Annotated in this window: 17 protein-coding genes; all 17 read right to left on the reverse strand. The window is 66.1% G+C overall.

The window, feature by feature from the left end:
- Nucleotides 1-56: 56 nt before the first annotated feature.
- Entirely contained in the window at nucleotides 57-926 is an 870-nt protein-coding gene (gene accD, locus CIW53_RS14445; RefSeq protein ID WP_149365422.1) for an acetyl-CoA carboxylase, carboxyltransferase subunit beta, read from the reverse strand.
- Nucleotides 927-976: 50 nt separating this feature from the next.
- Nucleotides 977-1,777 carry a tryptophan synthase subunit alpha gene (gene trpA, locus CIW53_RS14450; RefSeq protein WP_149365423.1) on the reverse strand — a complete coding sequence of 267 codons (801 nt, stop codon included), beginning with the start codon at nucleotides 1,775-1,777 and terminating at the stop codon, nucleotides 977-979.
- A 129-nt stretch (nucleotides 1,778-1,906) separates the two neighbouring features.
- The gene (gene trpB / locus CIW53_RS14455; protein ID WP_149365424.1) at nucleotides 1,907-3,118 is read right to left on the reverse strand and encodes a tryptophan synthase subunit beta; all 1,212 of its coding nucleotides are present in this window, start codon (nucleotides 3,116-3,118) and stop codon (nucleotides 1,907-1,909) included.
- Nucleotides 3,119-3,263: 145 nt separating this feature from the next.
- Nucleotides 3,264-3,887 (reverse strand): phosphoribosylanthranilate isomerase, encoded by a 624-nt coding sequence (locus CIW53_RS14460; RefSeq protein ID WP_149365425.1) that lies wholly within the window; start codon nucleotides 3,885-3,887, stop codon nucleotides 3,264-3,266.
- A complete protein-coding gene (truA, locus tag CIW53_RS14465; protein ID WP_149365426.1) occupies nucleotides 3,884-4,651 on the reverse strand; it encodes a tRNA pseudouridine(38-40) synthase TruA in 768 nt (255 codons plus the stop codon). Before truA ends, CIW53_RS14460 begins: the two co-directional genes overlap by 4 nt.
- A 107-nt stretch (nucleotides 4,652-4,758) precedes the next feature.
- The gene (locus CIW53_RS14470) at nucleotides 4,759-7,083 is read right to left on the reverse strand and encodes a FimV/HubP family polar landmark protein (protein WP_149365427.1); all 2,325 of its coding nucleotides are present in this window, start codon (nucleotides 7,081-7,083) and stop codon (nucleotides 4,759-4,761) included.
- A 345-nt stretch (nucleotides 7,084-7,428) separates the two neighbouring features.
- Nucleotides 7,429-7,728, reverse strand: a complete 300-nt coding sequence (locus tag CIW53_RS14475) for a hypothetical protein (protein ID WP_149365428.1) — start codon at nucleotides 7,726-7,728, stop codon at nucleotides 7,429-7,431.
- Nucleotides 7,729-7,730: 2 nt separating this feature from the next.
- Entirely contained in the window at nucleotides 7,731-8,762 is a 1,032-nt protein-coding gene (locus tag CIW53_RS14480; RefSeq protein ID WP_149365429.1) for an aspartate-semialdehyde dehydrogenase, read from the reverse strand.
- Nucleotides 8,763-8,797: 35 nt separating this feature from the next.
- Complete coding sequence (locus tag CIW53_RS14485) at nucleotides 8,798-9,787, reverse strand: D-glycerate dehydrogenase (protein WP_149365430.1); 990 nt, start codon at nucleotides 9,785-9,787, stop codon at nucleotides 8,798-8,800.
- 28 nt (nucleotides 9,788-9,815) lie between these two features.
- Complete coding sequence (aroC, locus tag CIW53_RS14490; protein ID WP_149365431.1) at nucleotides 9,816-10,904, reverse strand: chorismate synthase; 1,089 nt, start codon at nucleotides 10,902-10,904, stop codon at nucleotides 9,816-9,818.
- Between the two features lie 93 nt (nucleotides 10,905-10,997).
- Nucleotides 10,998-12,296 (reverse strand): cytochrome c oxidase assembly protein, encoded by a 1,299-nt coding sequence (locus tag CIW53_RS14495; protein ID WP_172969682.1) that lies wholly within the window; start codon nucleotides 12,294-12,296, stop codon nucleotides 10,998-11,000.
- Between the two features lie 2 nt (nucleotides 12,297-12,298).
- The gene (locus CIW53_RS17695) at nucleotides 12,299-12,733 is read right to left on the reverse strand and encodes a hypothetical protein (RefSeq protein WP_172969683.1); all 435 of its coding nucleotides are present in this window, start codon (nucleotides 12,731-12,733) and stop codon (nucleotides 12,299-12,301) included.
- Nucleotides 12,734-12,737: 4 nt separating this feature from the next.
- A complete protein-coding gene (locus CIW53_RS17800; RefSeq protein ID WP_149365433.1) occupies nucleotides 12,738-13,337 on the reverse strand; it encodes a cytochrome c oxidase subunit 3 in 600 nt (199 codons plus the stop codon).
- Between the two features lie 3 nt (nucleotides 13,338-13,340).
- The gene (ctaD, locus tag CIW53_RS14505; RefSeq protein ID WP_149365434.1) at nucleotides 13,341-15,287 is read right to left on the reverse strand and encodes a cytochrome c oxidase subunit I; all 1,947 of its coding nucleotides are present in this window, start codon (nucleotides 15,285-15,287) and stop codon (nucleotides 13,341-13,343) included.
- Between the two features lie 11 nt (nucleotides 15,288-15,298).
- Nucleotides 15,299-16,318, reverse strand: a complete 1,020-nt coding sequence (gene coxB, locus CIW53_RS14510) for a cytochrome c oxidase subunit II (protein ID WP_149365435.1) — start codon at nucleotides 16,316-16,318, stop codon at nucleotides 15,299-15,301.
- Between the two features lie 13 nt (nucleotides 16,319-16,331).
- Nucleotides 16,332-16,892, reverse strand: a complete 561-nt coding sequence (locus CIW53_RS14515; protein ID WP_149365436.1) for a c-type cytochrome — start codon at nucleotides 16,890-16,892, stop codon at nucleotides 16,332-16,334.
- A 9-nt stretch (nucleotides 16,893-16,901) separates the two neighbouring features.
- Nucleotides 16,902-18,722, reverse strand: coding sequence for a PQQ-dependent dehydrogenase, methanol/ethanol family (locus tag CIW53_RS14520; RefSeq protein WP_197736663.1), 1,821 nt, complete (start codon nucleotides 18,720-18,722; stop codon nucleotides 16,902-16,904).
- Nucleotides 18,723-19,019: the final 297 nt, after the last annotated feature.

The raw sequence follows: 19,019 nt of genomic DNA on the forward strand, positions 1-19,019 counted from the left end.
CGAAACGACGATGCCGCCTCGCGGCGGCATCGCTTCGCTGCAGCACCCACGACCAGTCAGGCCGCGCGCGGCACCTTCATCAGGATGCCGAGCAGGTCGGCCAGCTTGTCGCGCATCTCGCGGCGGTCGACGATCAGGTCGATCGCACCGTGGTCGACCAGGAATTCCGAGCGCTGAAAACCTTCGGGCAAGGTCTCGCGCACGGTCTGCTCGATCACGCGCGGGCCGGCGAAACCGATCAGCGCCTTCGGCTCGCCGATATTGATGTCGCCCAACATCGCGAGGCTGGCGGAGACGCCGCCGGTGGTCGGATTGGTCAGCACGCTGATGTACGGCACGCCGGCGTCGCGCAGACGCGCCAGCGCGGCCGAGGTCTTGGCCATCTGCATCAGCGAGAACAAGGCCTCCTGCATGCGCGCCCCGCCGGTGGCTGAGAAGCACACCAGCGCGCTCTTGTCGGCCAGCGCGCGCTCGGCGGCGCGGGCGAACTTCTCGCCGACCACCGAGCCCATCGAACCACCCATGTAGGCAAACTCGAACGCCACTGCCATCAGCGGGCGGCCCTTGAGCTTGCCGCTCATCGCGACCATCGCGTCTTTTTCGCCAAGCTTCTTCTGCGTCGCGATGATGCGGTCACGGTACTTTTTGGTATCGCGGAATTTCAGCGGATCGGTGGGTTCCAGGCTGGCCCAGAGTTCCTGGGCGGAGCCTTCATCGAACAGCGCATCCAGGCGCATGCGCGCGCCGATGTAGTGGTGATGGTCGCACTTGGGGCAGACCATCAGGTTGCGCTCCAGCTCCGGCCTGTACAGCACGGTGCCGCAACCGCCGCACTTTTCCCACACGCCTTCCGGCACCGAGCCCTTGCCGCCGTTCGTGCCTTGCGGGCGGGTGCGCGGGTTCATGATTTTCTGCAGCCAGTTCATCGCATCACCCTGCCATTCGTGCGCGCCGCCATGGGCAGCGTTCTTGTTGTTCAGTGCGCGTCGAGCGCGGCGCGGATCGGCGTGAGGAAAGCACGCGCCCGCGCAGTCATGTCGTCGGCGTCCATCGCCCCGGCCAGCCGCTCGACCAGCGCGCTGCCAATCACCACCGCATCGGCGAAACCGGCAATCGACTTCGCACTCGCCGCATCGCGGATGCCGAAACCGACCGCCACCGGTGCCTTCGCGCGAGCCCGGACATCGGCCACCCGCGCGGCGATGTCGCCGGTACTCAAGTGTGCCGCGCCGGTGGTGCCGGCGAACGAGACATAGTACAGGAAACCCTCGGCCGACCCGCACAACTGCGCCATACGCGAGGGTTCGGTGGTCGGTGCGGCGAGCAGGATCTGCTGCAGTCCGACGTCACGCAGTTGCTGCAGAACGGCCGATTCCTCCAGCGGGCAATCCACCAGCAGCACACCGTCGACGCCGGCCTGCACGGCCTCCTGCGCGAAACGCGCATAGCCATGGATCTCGATCGGATTCAGGTAACCCATCAGCACGATCGGCGTGTCCGCATCGCGCTGGCGGAACGTGGCGACCCAAGCCAGCACGTCGGCCAGGCCCACGCCTCTCGCGATCGCCCGCTCGCTGGCGTGCTGGATCACCGGGCCATCGGCCATCGGATCGGAAAACGGCACGCCCAGTTCGATCAGGTCGGCACCGGCGTCGACCAGTGCGTGCATCAGCGTCACCATGTGCTCGAGCGACGGATCGCCGGCAGTGACGAACGGGATCAGCCCGGTGCGGCCGGCGGCCTTGAGCGCGGCGAAGCGACGGTCGATGCGGCTCATGACAGCGAGAAACGAGTGAAGAGGAATGAGAAACGAGTGCCCATGACCATGCCCTGCCGACGTCGTGAAGGATGACGATGTGCTGTTTGCCGTTCTCTCATTTCCCACTCCTCCACATTCTTTCCTCGCTCATACCTCGACGCCCTCGCGCGCGGCAATCGTGTGTACATCCTTGTCGCCGCGACCGGAGAGGTTGCACAGCACGATGCCGTCCTTCGGCAATTCACGCGCCAGCTTGATCGCCTGCGCCACCGCGTGGCTGGATTCCAGCGCCGCCAGGATGCCTTCGGTACGCGCCAGCAGGTGGAACGCCTCCATCGCTTCGTCGTCGGTCACACCGACGTAGTCGGCGCGGCCAGCATCCTTGAGGAACGCGTGTTCGGGACCGACGCCGGGATAGTCGAGGCCGGCCGAGATCGAATGCGTCTCGGTGATCTGGCCGTTGTCGTCGCACAGCACGTAGGTACGGTTGCCGTGCAGCACGCCCGGTCGGCCGGCCGCGAGCGAGGCGGCGTGATGACCCGTGGCCAGACCCAAGCCTGCCGCCTCGGCACCGACGATGCGCACGTCGGCATCGTTCAGAAACGCGTGGAACAGGCCGATCGCGTTGGAGCCGCCACCGACGCAGGCAGTCAGTACATCCGGCAGGCGGCCGTATTCCTCCAGCATCTGCGCGCGCGCCTCGCGCCCGACGATCGCGTTGAAATCGCGCACCATCAGCGGATACGGGTGCGGGCCGGCCACCGTGCCGATGATGTAGAAGGTGTCGGCGACGTTGGTGACCCAGTCGCGCATCGCCTCGTTCAGTGCATCCTTCAGCGTCTTCGAGCCGGAGGTCACCGGCACGACTTCCGCACCGAGCAGCTTCATGCGGTAGACGTTGATCTTCTGTCGCTCGATGTCGACCGCACCCATGTAGACGACGCACTTCAGGCCCAGCCGCGCGGCCACCGTGGCGCTGGCCACACCGTGCTGGCCGGCACCGGTCTCGGCGATGATGCGCGTCTTGCCCATGTTGCGGGCGACCAGCGCCTGGCCGACGGTGTTGTTGATCTTGTGTGCGCCGGTGTGATTCAGGTCTTCGCGCTTGAACAGGATGCGCGCGCCGCCAACGTGCTGCGACAACCGTTCGGCGTGATAGATCGGGCTGGGCCGGCCGACGTAATGTTTCAGGTCGCGGTCGAGCTCGGCGATGAAGGCCGGATCGTCGCGCAGGCGCAGGTAGGCTTCGGTGAGTTCGGCCAGCGGTGCCATCAGCGTCTCGGCGACATAGCTGCCGCCGTAGTTGCCGAAGCGGCCGTGCGCGTCGGGGTAGGCGTTGTAATCCACGATCGTGCTCATGTAGTCACTCGATGGGGTATGGGAGCGCACCCTGTGCGCGATGCTCTATGTAGATGCGGGAAGAGCATCGCGCACAGGGTGCGCTCCTACGGCAAGCAGCCATCTTAGCGGCAACCCCGGACGATTGGGATCGCGGGGCTCCGGTTTACTCCCGGTCGGCCGCTCGCACAGCGCGAATGAAGGCTTCCAGCTTGTCCGGATCCTTGATCCCGGGCGCCGATTCGACGCCGCTGGCCACGTCCACCGCCCACGGCCGCACCGCACGCACGGCAGCGCCCACGTTGCCCGCATGCAGTCCACCGGCCAGGACCACCGGCTGCGCCAGCGAGTCCGGCAACAACGACCAGTCGAACACTTTGCCGCTGCCACCGGCTTCGCCGGCGGCATGGCCGTCCAGCAGCAGACCGGCGGCATGCGGAAAATCGTGCAGGCGCGACAATGCCGCCGCGCCCTGGCCCATCGCGATGGCTTTCAGGAATGGATGGTCGAACTGCGCGCACCAGTCGTCATTCTCGTCGCCGTGAAACTGCAGCAGCGTGGGCCGCACGTCATCAAGTACCTGCCGCACCTGCGCCGCATCGTCGTCCATGAACAACGCCACGGTGGCCACGAACGGGGGCAACGCCGCGACGATCTCGCGCGCCCGAGCCAACGTCACCTGCCGCTTGCTGCGCGCGGTGAACACCAGCCCGACCGCATCGGCACCGAGGCGCGCGGCGAGCAGCGCGTCGCCGACCCGGGTCATGCCGCAGCATTTGATGCGGGTCATTGGCTCACCTGCGCAGGCAAGCCCCAGTGCGTTTCGTAACGCGGACCGACGAAGGTCAGCCCGGAGGCCGGCGCCGTCGGCCCGGCGACCTGCCGGTCACGGCCGGCCAGCAATTCGGCCATCCATTCGACGGGCTGTTCGTTGCGGCCGATCAGCAGCAGCGAGCCGACGATGTTGCGCACCATGTGATGAAGAAACGCGTTCGCCTCGATGTCGACGAGCACTTGTTCGCCCTCGCGCCGCACGCTCACTGCCAGCGCCGTGCGGCGTGGGTGGGCGGCCTGGCAGGACAGCGCACGGAACGCACTGAAGTCATGCTCGCCCAGCAGCGCCTGCGCGGCGACGTGCATCCGATCGGCGTCCAGTGGAAGGCGTTCCCAGGTGACGTAGCGCGCATCCAGCGCCGCTCGCACCGGGCGGTTGAGGATGTGGTAGCGATAGCGCCGGCTGCGCGCGGCATAGCGCGCATGAAAGCTCTCCAGCACCGGCTGCGCCCACAACACCGCCACGCTGGCGGGCAAATTGGAGCATGCGCCGAGGATCCAGCCGCGCATGTCGCGCTGCGCCGTGGTGTCGAAGTGCACGACCTGGCAACGCCCGTGCACGCCTGCATCGGTGCGTCCGGCGCAACTGACTTCGACCGGATGCGCCGCCACTTTCGACAGCGCCTGCTCCAGGCTGGCCTGGACACTGGGCCCCTGGCTCAGCCGTTGCCAGCCGAAGAAGTCGGTGCCGTCGTATTCGATGCCAAGAGCGATGCGCATGACGTTTGCAGGGGGCCGCGGGAAAGACGTAGAAGATTAGCAGCCCGCAACGAGGTCGGGCCGGCATGGCCGGCCCGACGGATCAAGTCATTGGCGCTACCGCGGGATCAGTGCAGATTCTCCAGCAAGCGCCGGGCGGTGTCCTGCTGCATCTGGCTGCCTTCCTTCATCACTTCGCCCAGCATCGAACGCGCGCCGTCGGCGTCGCCCATGTCCAGATAGGCGCGGGCCAGATCGAGCTTGGTGTCGATCGGGTCGTCGTTGAACTCGTCGGGGTTGCCATTGTGGTCGACCAGCGACGAGGTGTTTTCCGTTGCATTGAAATCCCAGTCCGATGCCGCTTCGGAGGGAGCCTCGTTCGACGCTTCCGTCTTGCGCGGCGCCACGACCGTTTCGTCCGATGCCGCCGCGTGATCGACGGCAGCTTCACTGCCTGCGGGCGTGCTCAGGTCAAAATTGAAGCTGTACTCGCTGACCTTCCTCGGCGCCGGCGGCACCGGCAAGGTCGACACGACGGTCGGCGCATCGCTGTCGTCGGCGTAGTCGTCGATATCGAATTCACGGCGCGCCTCGTTTTCCTCATACGCCGGCAACTCGGGCTCGGGGTGATGGTCGAACAGGGGGTGCGCCGGGACCAGGTCTTCGCCCATGTGGACGACGTCCTGCCACTCGTCCTGCTGCGGATCGGTGATGTGGGCGTGCATCGCCTCGGCAGCGGCCTCGAAATGTTCGACGTCGCGACGCGAGTAATACAGGGTGACCAGTTCCAGGTGCAGGTCGATGTCATCCGGATGCTCGGCCAGCTGGTCGAGCAGTTCCTCCTGATCGACGTCCGTGCCGTTGACGAGGTCCTGTTCGACCGATGGCTCCGAACCGAAGCGATCGGCCAGCGACGATTTCGAAGCCGATGCCGCAGGCTTGCGTCGACGACCGAGCATGGCCAGCAGGATCAACAGCACGATCGCACCGGCGCCGGCTGCCCAGGTCCAGGGCTGCATGTACCAAGGCTGCTCGAACGCAGCCGCGGGTTTTGGCTTGACGACCGAGGGCTTGGCCGCGGGCGACTTCGCCACAGCCGGGGCTGGCGCGACCGCCGTCGAAGTGGTTGCTGCGCTGGCGGATGCGGCCGAACCTGCCATCGCAGGTGCCGCGTTCGCATGAGCGACGGTGCCGGCCATTGCCGGGGCGGATCCTGCCTGGACCTGGGCTGGTGCCGAACTGGTGGCGGTTGCCAGCGGTGCGGCAGCGGCGGCAGTTGCGCTGCTCGCCGGCGTCGGGGACAAGCCGCCGGCCTTGCGCGCCGCCGCCAGCCGGGCCTGCAAGGCGGCGATTTCGCTGTCCTTGAGCGACAGCAGATGTTCGTTCTTGCTGTTGATGTCGGTCAGGTCTTTCAGCCGGGTCTTCAAATCGCTGCTTTGCTGCTGCAGGCTGGCGAGGCTTTCCTGGGTACGCAGCAGATCCTGGCGGAGGGCCGCGGCGGATTTGTCGCCCTTGCCGTTGCCCTGGCTTCCCGCACCATGCCCTTCTTTGGCCGGCACCAGTGCCAGCCGATCGCCGCTGTCGCTTGCGGTATTGTCCGGCGTGCCGGAAGCCGAAGCGCGTGTCGCTGCATCGGCGACCACGGCAGGCTTGCCCGGTGTCCCGGCACGCCAGTCGCTGTTCTCCCGGCGCACTTCGGCCATCGCCGCGGCAATCGTCATCGTCTGCGCTTCGGCGGCGGTCGGTACACGCAGGACCGCACCGGTTTTCAAGGCGTTGATGTTGTCGCGATAGAACGCATCGGGATTGGCCTGCTTCAACGCCAGCAGCATCTGCTGAACGTCGACGCCCGCTGGTGCCGTGGCGTGGGCAATTCCCGACAGCGTCTGGCCACGCTGGATCGGGCCGTACTGACCATTGGTGCTCGCAGGCCGGGTTGCCGCCGGGCGCGACACGGCAGCCACCGCCTGTCGTGGCGCGGCAGTCGTCGCCGGCGCCCGGCTTGCCGTATGCGAAGGAGCAGCGGGGGCGGGAGCGGCAGGGGCGGCCGCTGGCTGGCTGCCGGGCGGATCGAGCAGGATGGCGAATTCACGCACGGTCCTGCCGGCTTTGCCGTTCACTTCGATCAACAGGTCGAGATACGGGTTGTCCACCGCCACGCTGCTGGTGATGCGAATCACCGGATGGCCGCTACCGGCGCCAACGACGCTGAAGTGCAAGGGGATCGCAGTACGTCCGCCAACGATGCCGGCTCGGGCGAATTCCTCACTGGAAGCGAGCTGCACGGAGAGATTCTGCAGCTCGGCCGGGTTGGCCGGAGTCAGCGGAATCTCGGCCAGCAGAGGCTGCCCCAATGCAGACTTGACGCGAACCTGGCCAAGATCCAGTGCCAGTACCTGGCTACTGCCCAATGCCAGAGCGACCAGCATCGACAATTTCAACGAACGATTCATTACGTGTTCCCCCGAACGATCCTGGCGCCATGCGTGGTGTCGCCGCTGCGGCGGCCACTGCTCCAAACGAGGTGCCACTTTAGTTATATGCAGGCCAATCAACAATAGCTGCGGCGAATACTTGCAGCGCATTGCTGCAGTGTGTTCTCAGGCCTCACCCAAAATTCGACCACCGTAGCCAAGGCGTCGCCGGGCATCCCTGACCAGGTGCGTGATGGGCTAATCCGGGGAGTCCGGCAGGCCAAGTGTCCTGGATTTGGGCGCAGCGCGCCGCCGGCACGGACCCTGGATGGCCGGCTGCAGCAGGCGGCCATCTTTCCACAAGCCGTCATTGCAGCGGCACTTTCAATGGTGTCCGGTCGTCGGCTCGGCATGCAACGCCTGCAGTTGCTTGTGCAGCTCGTTGATCGCCTCGTCCTGCCGCTGCAGGCGCTCGCTGGCCTGCTTGCGATCGGACTCCTGGCGGGCCACGGCCTGCTGCAGTTTCTCGACATCCGCGCGATGCTGCTGCAGGCGCTGCCGGGCTTGCGGCAACGCGGCCCGGGTTGACGCCGAAACGGCCGCCTGCGCCACCGGGCCGCCGCCGGCCCAAACGGGAGATGCCGTCAACAAGGCGATCAAGCCCCAGAGTCGTGCATGGTGCATGGTCAGAGATAACCCTCGATCAGCAATTCGGCGATCTGAACCGCATTCAGCGCAGCTCCCTTGCGGATATTGTCCGAAACCACCCACAGATCCAGCCCTCGCTCATGCGAGATGTCTTCGCGGATGCGCCCCACGAACACCGCATCGTTGCCGGCCGCCTCGCCCACCGGGGTCGGATAGCCGCCCGGCTGGCGCTCGTCCATCAGCACCACGCCCGGCGCCTGCCGCAGCAGTTCGCGGGCCTCGTCGGCGGTGATCTTGTCGCTGGTTTCGATGTGCACGGCCTCGGAATGGCCATAGAACACCGGCACGCGCACCGCGGTCGGGTTGACCTGGATCGACTCGTCCTCAAGGATCTTGCGGGTTTCCCACACCAGCTTCATCTCTTCTTTGGTGTAGCCGTTGGGCTGGAAATCATCAATTTGCGGGATCACATTGAACGCGATCTGCGCGGGAAATTTCTTGCCCGGTTCCACGGTTTGGAAGTTCAGCAACGCCGCAGTCTGCCGTCCCAGCTCCTCCATGCCGGTGCGACCGGCGCCGGAAACCGACTGGTAGGTGGCCACGTTGATCCGCTCGATCTGCGCCGCCCGGTGGATCGGCGCCAGGGCCACCAGCATCTGCATGGTCGAACAGTTCGGGTTCGCGATGATGCCGCGGTTGGTGTATTGGGCGATGGCATGGGGATTCACCTCGCTGATCACCAGCGGGATGTCGTCCTGGTAGCGGAACTCCGAAGTATTGTCGATCACCACCGCACCGGCCGCCGCCGCACGCGGCGCGTGCTCGCGGCTGACCGAGCCGCCGGCCGAGAAGAACGCAATGTCGACACCCTCGAAATCATAGGTATCGAGCAGTTGCACCGTGATCTCCTCGCCGGCGAACGTGACCTTGCCGCCGGCCGAGCGCTCGCTGGCCAGGGGCACCAGCTCGCTGACCGGGAAATCGCGCTCGGCGAGGATCGCCAGCAACGCTTCGCCGACCGCGCCGGTGGCACCGACCATGGCGACCTTGTAACTGCTCTTCTGACTCATGGAGTGATTTGCTCAGGAATGAAGGATCGTGCCAGTCACAGCACGTTCGGGTTGAGGATGTTGGGTGGACGCCCGGCATGCTGGCCAAAACCGAATATGGCCAGCACATTGTCGACCGCCACCGAGGTCATGGCCCGGCGCGTTTCGGTCGTGGCGCTGGCGATATGCGGGCTGAGCACGACATTGTCCAGTGCGAGCAGGCCGGGGTTCACTGCCGGCTCGCCCTCGAACACGTCCAGCGCGGCACCGGCCAGCCGCCGCTCGCGCAAGGCCGCGGCCAGCGCGGCATCATCGACGATGCCGCCACGGGCCACGTTGATCAGCATCGCCGTCGGTTTCATCAGTGCCAGTTCGGGCGCACCGATCGCGTGTCGCGTCTGCGCGGTCAACGGCAGCACCAGCATCAGGAAATCCGATTCGCGCAACAGCTGCTGCTTGTCGACGTAGCGCGCGTTGCAGGCGCGTTCGTCCGCCTCCGGCAACGGCGAACGGTTGTGATAGAGCACCGGCATGCCGAAGCCGGCCGCGCGACGCGCAATGGCCTGGCCGATACGCCCCATGCCGAGGATGCCCAGCGTACGGCCGCGCACGTCGGTGCCCAGCCATGCCTTGAATTCGGTGGCATGCCAATGCCCCGCGCGCAGCCAGCGTTCGGCTGCACTCATTCGCCGCGCCACGCCCAGCATCAACGCCCAGGCGTAGTCCGCCACGCTCTCGTTGAGCACGTCGGCGGTGTTGGAGACAGCGATGCCGGCTGCGCTAAGCGCGTCCAGATCGAGGTTGTCGTAACCGACGCTGAGGTTGGCGACGATGCGCAGCCGCGTCGCACCGGCAATTTCCGCCGCGCCGATGCGCTCCTTCAGGCCCACGATCGCCGCGTCCTGTCCGGCCAGCCTGGCGGCCAGCTCGCTGCGGCTGAACGCCACTTCCGCCGGCTCGGCCGTTACCTCGAAGTACGGTTCGAGCCGCGCGATGACGCCGGGAAAGGTGGGACGGGAAATCCAGACGCGCGGCTTGTCACTCATCGGCAGGGTTCCGCTTCGCAGCACTCGGTCACGGGATACGCGGCATCACCGCGCCCACGTCGCCACACTGCGCACGATGACGCAACGCATGGTCCATCAGCACCAGCGCCATCATCGCCTCGGCGATCGGGGTGGCACGGATGCCGACGCAGGGATCGTGGCGGCCCTTGGTCACCACTTCCACCGCCTCGCCGGCCAGGTTCACGCTGTGGCCGGGGATCAGGATGCTGGAGGTGGGTTTCAGCACGATCGAGGCCGTCACCGGCTGGCCGCTGCTGATGCCGCCAAGAATACCGCCGGCATGATTGGACGTAAAGCCGTCCAAATACATTTCATCGCGGTGTTCGCTGCCGCGTTGGGCGACCGCGGCAAAACCATCGCCGATCTCCACGCCCTTGACCGCGTTGATCGACATCAGCGCGCCGGCCAGGTCGCCGTCCAGCTTGCCGTAGATCGGTTCGCCCCAGCCAGGCGGCACGCCATCGGCGACCACGTTGACACGCGCGCCGACCGAATCGCCGGATTTGCGCAGCGCGTTGATGTAGGTCTCCAGCGCCGGCACCTGCGCCGTGTCGGGCCAGAAGAACGGGTTCTGCTCCACCGCGTCCCAGTCGAACGCATCCGGCACGACCTCGCCGATCTGCGCCAGGTAGCCGCGCACCCGCACGCCGTGGTGCTCGGCCAGCCACTTCTTGGCGACCACCGCCGCGGCCACGCGCATGGTGGTCTCGCGCGCCGACGAACGCCCGCCACCACGCGGGTCGCGGATGCCGTACTTCTGCCAGTAGGTGTAGTCGGCGTGACCGGGCCGGAAGGTCTGCTCGATCTCGCCGTAATCCTTGCTGCGCTGGTCCGTGTTGCGGATCAGCAGCGCGATCGGCGTGCCGGTGGTCTTGCCTTCGTAGACGCCGGAAAGAATTTCCACCTCGTCCGACTCGTGCCGTTGAGAGGTGTAGCGGCTGCGGCCGGTAGCGCGACGATCGAGGTCGGTACGAAACTCCTCGGCACCGATCGGCAACCCCGGCGGGCAACCATCGATCACGCAGCCGATCGCCGGGCCGTGGCTTTCGCCAAACGTGGTAACGGTGAAAAGCTTGCCGAAGGAATTGCTGGACATGGGCATCGGGACGTCGGGCGGGAGCCCGCACAGCTTAACCGCGATGGCGAACCGTTGCGCATCGACCGAGTGGCAGGGATCGGCGGCCAACCGCTATTGCAGGGTATACAGATACGCCGCGATATCGCGTGCGTCGCGTTCGGTCATGCCGGTATTCGGCATCGCATTGCCGGGCAACACGCGCTGCGGGTCGCGCAACCACATCATCAGGTTGTCGGGATTGTTGTGCAGCATGCCGGCGATATACGCGCGCTGGCCGAACTGGGTCAGCGGCGGCCCCACGGTGCCGCTCGCCTGCGCCACGCCGGGCACCGTGTGGCAAGTGCCGCAGCCGTAATGCTGGATCAGGGCCGGACCGCGCGCGGGCTGCGCGCCGCTGATCTGCCACGGCGAAGTCGCCGCCTTGTCGTGACACCCGCTCAACGCCAGCACCGCGAGCAGCAGCGAAAGCGTGCCCACACCCTGCAGCGCGCGGGTTCGTCGACCCGCCCTCATCGCCGTCACCGCCTTGCGCTCGGCGTCATGCAGCCAGGCCACGAACAACACCGCCATGGTGCCGGTGTAAACCAGGCCGGCCGGTACCCACATGATCAAGCCCGCCAGCTGTTGGTCTTCCAGCAGGCTCAGTCCCCACGCCAAGGTGGTGTGCGCGTGTGCCAGATACACCGGCCGCGTCGCAAAGGTGAGGATCGCGCCGAGCAGGCCCATCTGCATGCCGAGCGTGCCGACAAACAACAGGCTCGATCCGTAGTCGAGCTGGCGCCGCCCGTACGGCGCCAGCACCAGCGACCAGAACGCCAGCGCGGTGAGGAAGAAACACAGATGCTCGCCGGCATGCACCCAGGCGTTGTCGAGCGCCCAGTCGTACGGCCCGGGCAGATGCCAGAACCATAACGCGAAGCTGGACAACACCCATACCGCCAACGGCCGCATCAGGAAGCGGATGCCGCGCTGCACGCCGGGCGCGCCCATCCAGAAGCGCCCGATCGAGCGCCGGGCCGGCAGCTCGAACGCCCACAACCACGCGGTCGCCGGCCGGCCCCACACCAGCAAGGGCGGCGCCACCAGGATCAACAGCATGTGCTGCAGCATGTGCGCGGAAAACAATTGATCGTCCAGCGCATCCAGCGGTGAGATCAGCGCGACGAACAAGACGCCGATGCCCGCGGCGAAAGCGGCATAGCGCCCGGGGCCGAACACATGCTCCCGCGCGCCGGCATCCATCCGCAGCAGCCCGCGCACGTAGCCGAATACTGCGACGGCCAGACTCGCCAGCACCCAGCCTTCCCAGTTCCAGCCCAGTTGCCCGATGGTGGCGCCATGCGCCATTGCCGGCGCCGTGCGCGCCGCGCAGGCCAGCGCAAGCAACAGCTGCAGCCATCGCGCTGGCATCGTCAGCCGCTGCATAACGGCACCAGCAGGATGGCAGCCAGGGTGAACACCAGCGCGACCAGAAACAGTCCGCTGCATAGCAGACCGCACATCGCCATGAATCGCGTGCGCCCTTCGCCGCCGTGTACCGAACCGGGCTTCTCGTCGTGGGTGCGGCGCCAGCTGCGCCAGGCCACCAGCCCGGCGGCGATGCCGATGACGATGGCCACCAGGCTCATCGCCAGCAGAAAACCCCAGGTGCCAGTCCATAGCGGCACCGCCAGCGGCAAGTAGCGCGGAAAACATTGCTGACCGCTCAACGCGGTGCCGGCCAGCAATTCGATGTTCCAGGCCAGCGGCGCGCCGACGATACCGAAGCCCAGCGCCAGCATGCCGACGCGTTGCCGGTGCGGTGCCGGATGCGCGATGTTGGTGAATGGCAGGCGCGGCTCGCTCATGGCATCACCCCAGCCGCGGCGCGATATAGAACGTGAAGAACACCGCCAGCCAGACCACCGTGACGAAGTGCCAGTAGATCACCCCGATCGACACGGCCGAATGACGGTTCTCGTCGAAATAGTCGAAGCCCGTCCACAGCAGCAGCACCGCCAGGATCAACAGGCCGACCAGCACATGGGCCAGATGGAAGCCGGTGATGGTGAAGTACAGCGAGCTGTAGACACTGCTGCTCAAGGTATACGGCTTGCCGGCCCACTCGATCCCTTCCAGCACGATGAAGGCGATGCCCAGCAGCAACGACAGCAGCAGCCCCGCCACCAGTTGCCAGCGGCGCCCGCGTTCGATCCCGCGCTCGCCCCACCACATCGTCACACTGCCGGCGATCAGCACCAGCGAGCCGGGAATCGCCAGGGTCAGGCTCGGCGCGCCGTTCGGCGGCCACGGCGGCGGCGAATGCGAGGCCAGGTAGAAGTAACTGAACAGCAGATACGCGAACAACGTGGCCTCGGTCGCGACCAAGGCCAGCATGCCCCACCAGCCGGAGGCGTCGCGGCCCTTGCTGCCCACTGGCAAGGTGGTGCTTGAAATGGCGATTTCAGTCATGGCTCATCGCTCGATCTGGCTGAGTTTGCGTTGCGGCCACAGCCACGTGATCGTGGCCAGCAAGGTCAGCAGCACGCCCGCGCCGACCGCCCACCACGCCTGCGCCAGCAAGCCCACGAACAGCAGGGTCAGCGCCAGCGCCAGCAGCAGCGGCGTATAGGTGTCGCCGGGCATTTTCAGGATCACCGCCGGCTCGGCGTCAAGCATCGTGGTGCCGATGGTTTCGCGGCCGTGATCGAGCAGCAGGCCTTCGTGAATCGTGCTGCCTCCAGTGTCCTCGTCGTCGTCCATATAGCCTTCCCACAGCGGGTAGCGACTGGCCACGTTCGGGATCACCGCAAAGTTGTACACCGGTGGCGGCGACGACGTCGACCATTCCAGCGACGGGGCGCCCCACGGATTGCGGCCAGCCGCCTTGCCGCGCTTGAGGCTGATCCATACGTTGACCAGGAACATCGCGATGCCGATCGCGAACAGGTACGAACCCAGCGTCGCCACCATGTTCCACGAACCCCAGCCCAGTCCGCTCGGATAGGTGTAGACGCGCCGCGGCATGCCGGCCAGACCGAGGATGTGCATCGGAAAGAAACCGACATTGAAGCCGATGAACATGATCCAGAAGCTCCACTTGCCGAGGCGCTCGCTCATCATCCGGCCGGTGATTTTCGGGAACCAGTAGTAGATGCCGCCGACCACCGGAAACACGTTGATGCCGATCAGTACATAGTGCAGATGCGCGACCACGAAATAGGTGTGGGTCAGCTCCAGGTCCACCGGCACCGAAGCGGTCATGAAGCCGGACACTCCGCCGATCACGAACAGCAGCACGAAGCTGGAGAAATACAGGAACGCGGTGGTGAACACCGGCCGGCCGGTCCAGATCGTGGCGATCCAGGCGAACACCGCCACCGCGCTGGGGATCACGATGACCATGCTCGACGCGCTGAAATACGACAGCGACATGACCGGCAAACCGGTCGCGAACATGTGGTGCGCCCAGACGCCGAAGCCGAGGACCATGGTGGTCACCGTGGCCAGGGCCACCGCGGTATAGCCCACCAGCGGACGACGACAGAACGTCGGCAAGCCATCCGAGACGATGCCCATCGCCGGCAGCACGATCGCGTAGACCCATGGGTGGCCAAACATCCAGAACAGGTGCTGCCACAGCAGCGGCTGGCCACCGGCGGAGACGTCGAAGAAGTGCGTGCCCAGCTGCCGATCCATCCACAGCATCAGGAACGCCAGGCTCACCGCCGGCACCGCGAACAGGTTGCCAACCGACGCGGTCAGCGTGCCCCAGACCAGTATGGGTACGCGATTGATCGACATGCCCGGCGCGCGCGTGCGGAACAGGGTGACGATGAAGTTGATCGAACCAACCGTGGTCGACACGCCCAGCAACACCATTCCCAGCGCGTACACGTCGATGTTCGGTCCAGGATTGAACTCGCGCGACGCATACGGCACATAGTTGAACCACCCGTCGTCGGGTGCCTTGCCCATCACGAAGCTGGCGTAAAGGAAAATGCCTGCGAACAGGAATACCCAATACGAAAACGCATTGAGGCGCGGAAACGCCATGTCGCGCGAACCCAGCAACAACGGCCACAGATAATTGCTGAAGCCCGACAGCACTGGCAGCGCGTACAGGAAGATCATCGTCACGCCGTGCATGGTGAACAGCTGCGCGTACTGTTCGGCCGACAGCAGATGGCCGTCCGGCGTCGCCAGCTGGGCGCGCATCACTGCCGCCTCCAGCCCGCCGATCAGCAGGAACACGAATGCCGTCAGCAGGTAGCGTTTGCCGATTTCCTTGTGGTCGACGGTGGACAACCAGCCGCGCCAGCCGCCCGGCCCTTCCCAGTTCTTGCGCAGCGTATCCGAGCTCGGCGACGCATCCGTTGCCTGGGCGATGACCGGAGCGCGATGGGTTTCAGTCCTGGTCACGGGCGCATCCCTTAATGCAGCGTCTGCAGGTAAGCCATCAGCGCGGCCAGCTGCGGGCCGGACAAGGTCTGATCGGGCATGCGGCTGCCGGGCTTGACCGACTGCGGGTGGACGATCCAGCCGGCCAAGTTGCCCGGCGTGTTGGACAACACACCGGCGGCCAGCGTGCGTCGGCTCATCAGATGGCTGAGATCCGGCCCGACCAGCCCGCCCGCGTTGCTGCCGCGGATGGTATGGCAGGCCGCGCAGTGCGACTGGAACACCCGCGTTCCATGCTGCTGCTCCGGCGTCGCCGGCCTCGGCGCATCCGCCAATTGCGATTCCTGCCATGCGCGGAAATCCGCAGGGCTCTGCGCGATCACCTGCAACGCCATGCGCGCATGCTCGGTGCCGCAGAACACCGCGCACTGGCCGCGATAGACGCCCGGCTGATCCGCCTGCAACCAGGTGACATTGGTCTGGCCGGGGATCACGTCGATCTTGCCGCCCAGCTTCGGCACCCAGAACGAGTGGATCACATCGGTGCTGGTCACCTCGAAGCGCACCGGTTGCCCGACCGGGATGTGGATTTCGTTGGCGCTGGTGAACGTGCGCGAGGGCTGTTCAGTGTCGTAGCGCAGCGCCCACCACCATTGCGATGCGCTGACCTGCACGGTCAGTGCCGGCCTGCTGGAGGGATGCGCCACGACCGCAGTCACCACCAGCGTCCAGATCATCGCGCCGATCAGCACCAGCGAGGAAATGCCGACACCGATGTAGATCCAGGCCATGCCACCGGCATCGCGGCGCACCGCCAGCGCATTGGGATCGCTGAGCCTGCGCGGGCCGCGCCGACGGAAGATGCCGCCCAGCAGCAGCAGGCCGACGATCACCACCACGCTGACCGAGATGATGCCTAGCCCCCATCCGAGACGGGTCACCGGGTAACCAGCCGGGCCGAACGTCCGCAGATACGACATCGGCGTGGCTGCCCACGCGTCGTGGGAAAGCGTCAGCGCAAGCCCGACCAACAGCGTGCGGCCTGCTTTCATCGACGCGTCCTCATCACTGGATCTCGTGCGGTCGCGACGGCGGGGGCGTGGACGCCTCGGGCGCCACCTGCTCGCCGGGCACGTCACCCTCGCGGGCATGCCGGTAGTCGGACACCGGCATAGTGCCGCCGAACGACTGGATATACGCCACCAGTTTCCAGATTTCCCGTGGCGGCAACGCCGCACCCCACGCCGGCATGCCCTGCGGGCGGCCGTCGTGGATCGACTTGTAGATCTGGATCGGCAAACCGCCGTAGCGCCAGTAGGTGTCGGTCAGGTCCGGCCCCATGTTGCCCTTCGCGGTGTAGGCATGACAGCCGGCGCAGTTCATCTTGATGTAGAGCGCCTTGCCGGCGGTGATCGCCTGGGGATTGTCGGCATAAGGGTTGGCCGTCGACAGCGCCGACACCGGCGTGTCCGTGATGCCGGCCGGCTGACCCAGCGGCACCGCGGCAACTTCATCCGGTGCCGGCAAGTTGTTCGCCGGTGGTGGCGTGCTGCCGCCCTCGCAGGCGCTCAGCAGACAAAGCAGAGCGAGGGGAATCAGGGGGCGTGCTGAAGTCCGAAGTTTCATCGCGGCGCCTCAAGGCTTCGCACTGCTGCTGGACGCGGCCGGCATCACGCCGGCGCCCATGCCCACGGCATCGCCGTCGATCGAAAACACGTAGAGCGTGCCGCCGCCGGCCGGGAATCCCTTCAGCGACTTGTCCGCACGCACCGTCGCCACGCCACCGATACCGCTGTAGATCGCGATGTACTGGCGATGATCCGGGCCGAGGTAACTGATCGGCTGGCCGATCACGCCGGAGCCGAGCTTCTGCGACCACAGCACCTTGCCGCTGCGCGCATCGACCGCGCGGAACCAGCCGTCGGCGGTGCCGTAGAACACCACATCGCCGGCCGTGACCAGCGCGCCGCTCATGGTCATGAATTTTTCCTTGATCGCCCACACCTTCTTGCCGGTGGCCGGGTTCCACGCCATGAATTCGCCGAGGTTGCCGCCGGGTGCCGGGTGGCGAAGCATCTCCATGCCGTCATACGGCGTGCTGGGGATGTAGCCGGCCGGATGGTCGGTCAAATCCATGCAGATGTTGAAGATGCCGGCGTACACCAATCCGGTGCGCGGTGACGCCGCCGCCGGTTGCCAGTCCTTGCCACCGATGTCGGGCGGGCAGACGTTGTCGAGCTTGATGCCGGGTTTCGGTTCCTTGTCCGGATTGACGATCGGCTGGCCGGTCTTCATGTCGAAGCCGGTCGACCAGTTGAGATACGCGAACGGCGCGGCGACCAGCACCTCGCCGGTGAGGCGATCGATCGTGTACGCATAGGCGTTGCGGTCGAAATGCACCAGCACCTTGCGTACCTGACCGTGGATCGGCAGGTCCATCAGGAGGTCTTCGTTGACCGCGTCGTAATCCCACTGATCATGCGGCGTGGTCTGGTACGCCCAGCGCGCCATGCCGGTGTCGGCATCGCGCGCGAAAATCGTGCTAGCCCACAGGTTGTAGCCGGGTCGCTGCGCCGGCACGCGCGGGCTCGGGTTGCTGGTGCCGTAGTAAATGAGGTTGCTGTCCGGGTCGTAGGAAATCCAGCCCCATACCGAACCCGCGCCGTGTTTCCACATGCCGGCCGGCCACGTGCTGATGCCCAGGTCCTTGCCCTTCATCCAGCCATAGAACGGCTTGAAATCCGCACCGATCAGATCGCGCTGGTCCGAGCCGGTGCTGTATGCCCGCCACAATTCCTTGCCGGTATCGACATCGAGCGCGGCGATCCAGCCCTGCACGCCCATCTCGCCGCCGCTGTTGCCGACGAAGACCTTGTTGCCCACCACCAGCGGCGCCATCGTCATGGTCGCGCCGGTTTTCAGGTCGTCCATCCTGGTGCGCCAGACCTCCTTGCCGGTCTTCGCGTCCACCGCCACCGTGTGATCGTCGAGCAGGTTGTAGATCAGCTTGCCGTTCGCATACGCCACGCCGCGCGTCACTGCGTCGCAACAGGCCTTGCCGATCGCCGCGGGCGAAGGATTGGGTTTGAACGTCCACTTGATCGAGGCACCGGGCTGGGTCAGATCCAGTGCATAGAGCATGTCCGGAAAAGGTGTGACCACATACATGGTGTCGCCAATCACCAGCGGCGCGGCCTCGTGGCCATGCAGGGTGCCGTCGGAAAACGTCCACGCGACGCGCAGCTTGCCGACGTTGCCGGTGTCGATCTGATGCAGCGGGCTGTAACGCGAGTTGGCGTAGTCGCGTGCCTGGCTATGCCATTCGCCAGCCGGATCGTTCGGCGCGAAATTGATGGTGGCGCCGGAGAGACTGGTTGTCGCGGTCGCGGCGGCTGGCGGCGGCGCGGCCGCCTGTACGGCGCACTCGGCGCTCAACACGAAAAGCCATGCGGCCACCCCGGGCATCCAGCGGTTTTTCAATGCCCCGCTGCCCATGACGGAGCGCCTGATCGACACCCCGGAATCCACCCCGACACGATCGGCAAGTCTTGCTCGTGGCATGGCGACCTTCCCTACTGACGGCGTCTGGTTCCTCATCATAGAAGGCGCCCGCCACCCCGCTCTGTGTGCCAGCGTACATAGCCGCCGCAGAATGTTGCGCTGGCGTGAGTGCGCTCGTTCATGATCTCGCTTTGAGCGCAGACGCGTAGCGCCGAAGTCGAAGGGCAGCGGCACCGGCGGCGCATCGACTTC

It is taken from the genome of Rhodanobacter sp. T12-5 (assembly GCF_008329435.1).
Lineage (GTDB): Bacteria > Pseudomonadota > Gammaproteobacteria > Xanthomonadales > Rhodanobacteraceae > Rhodanobacter.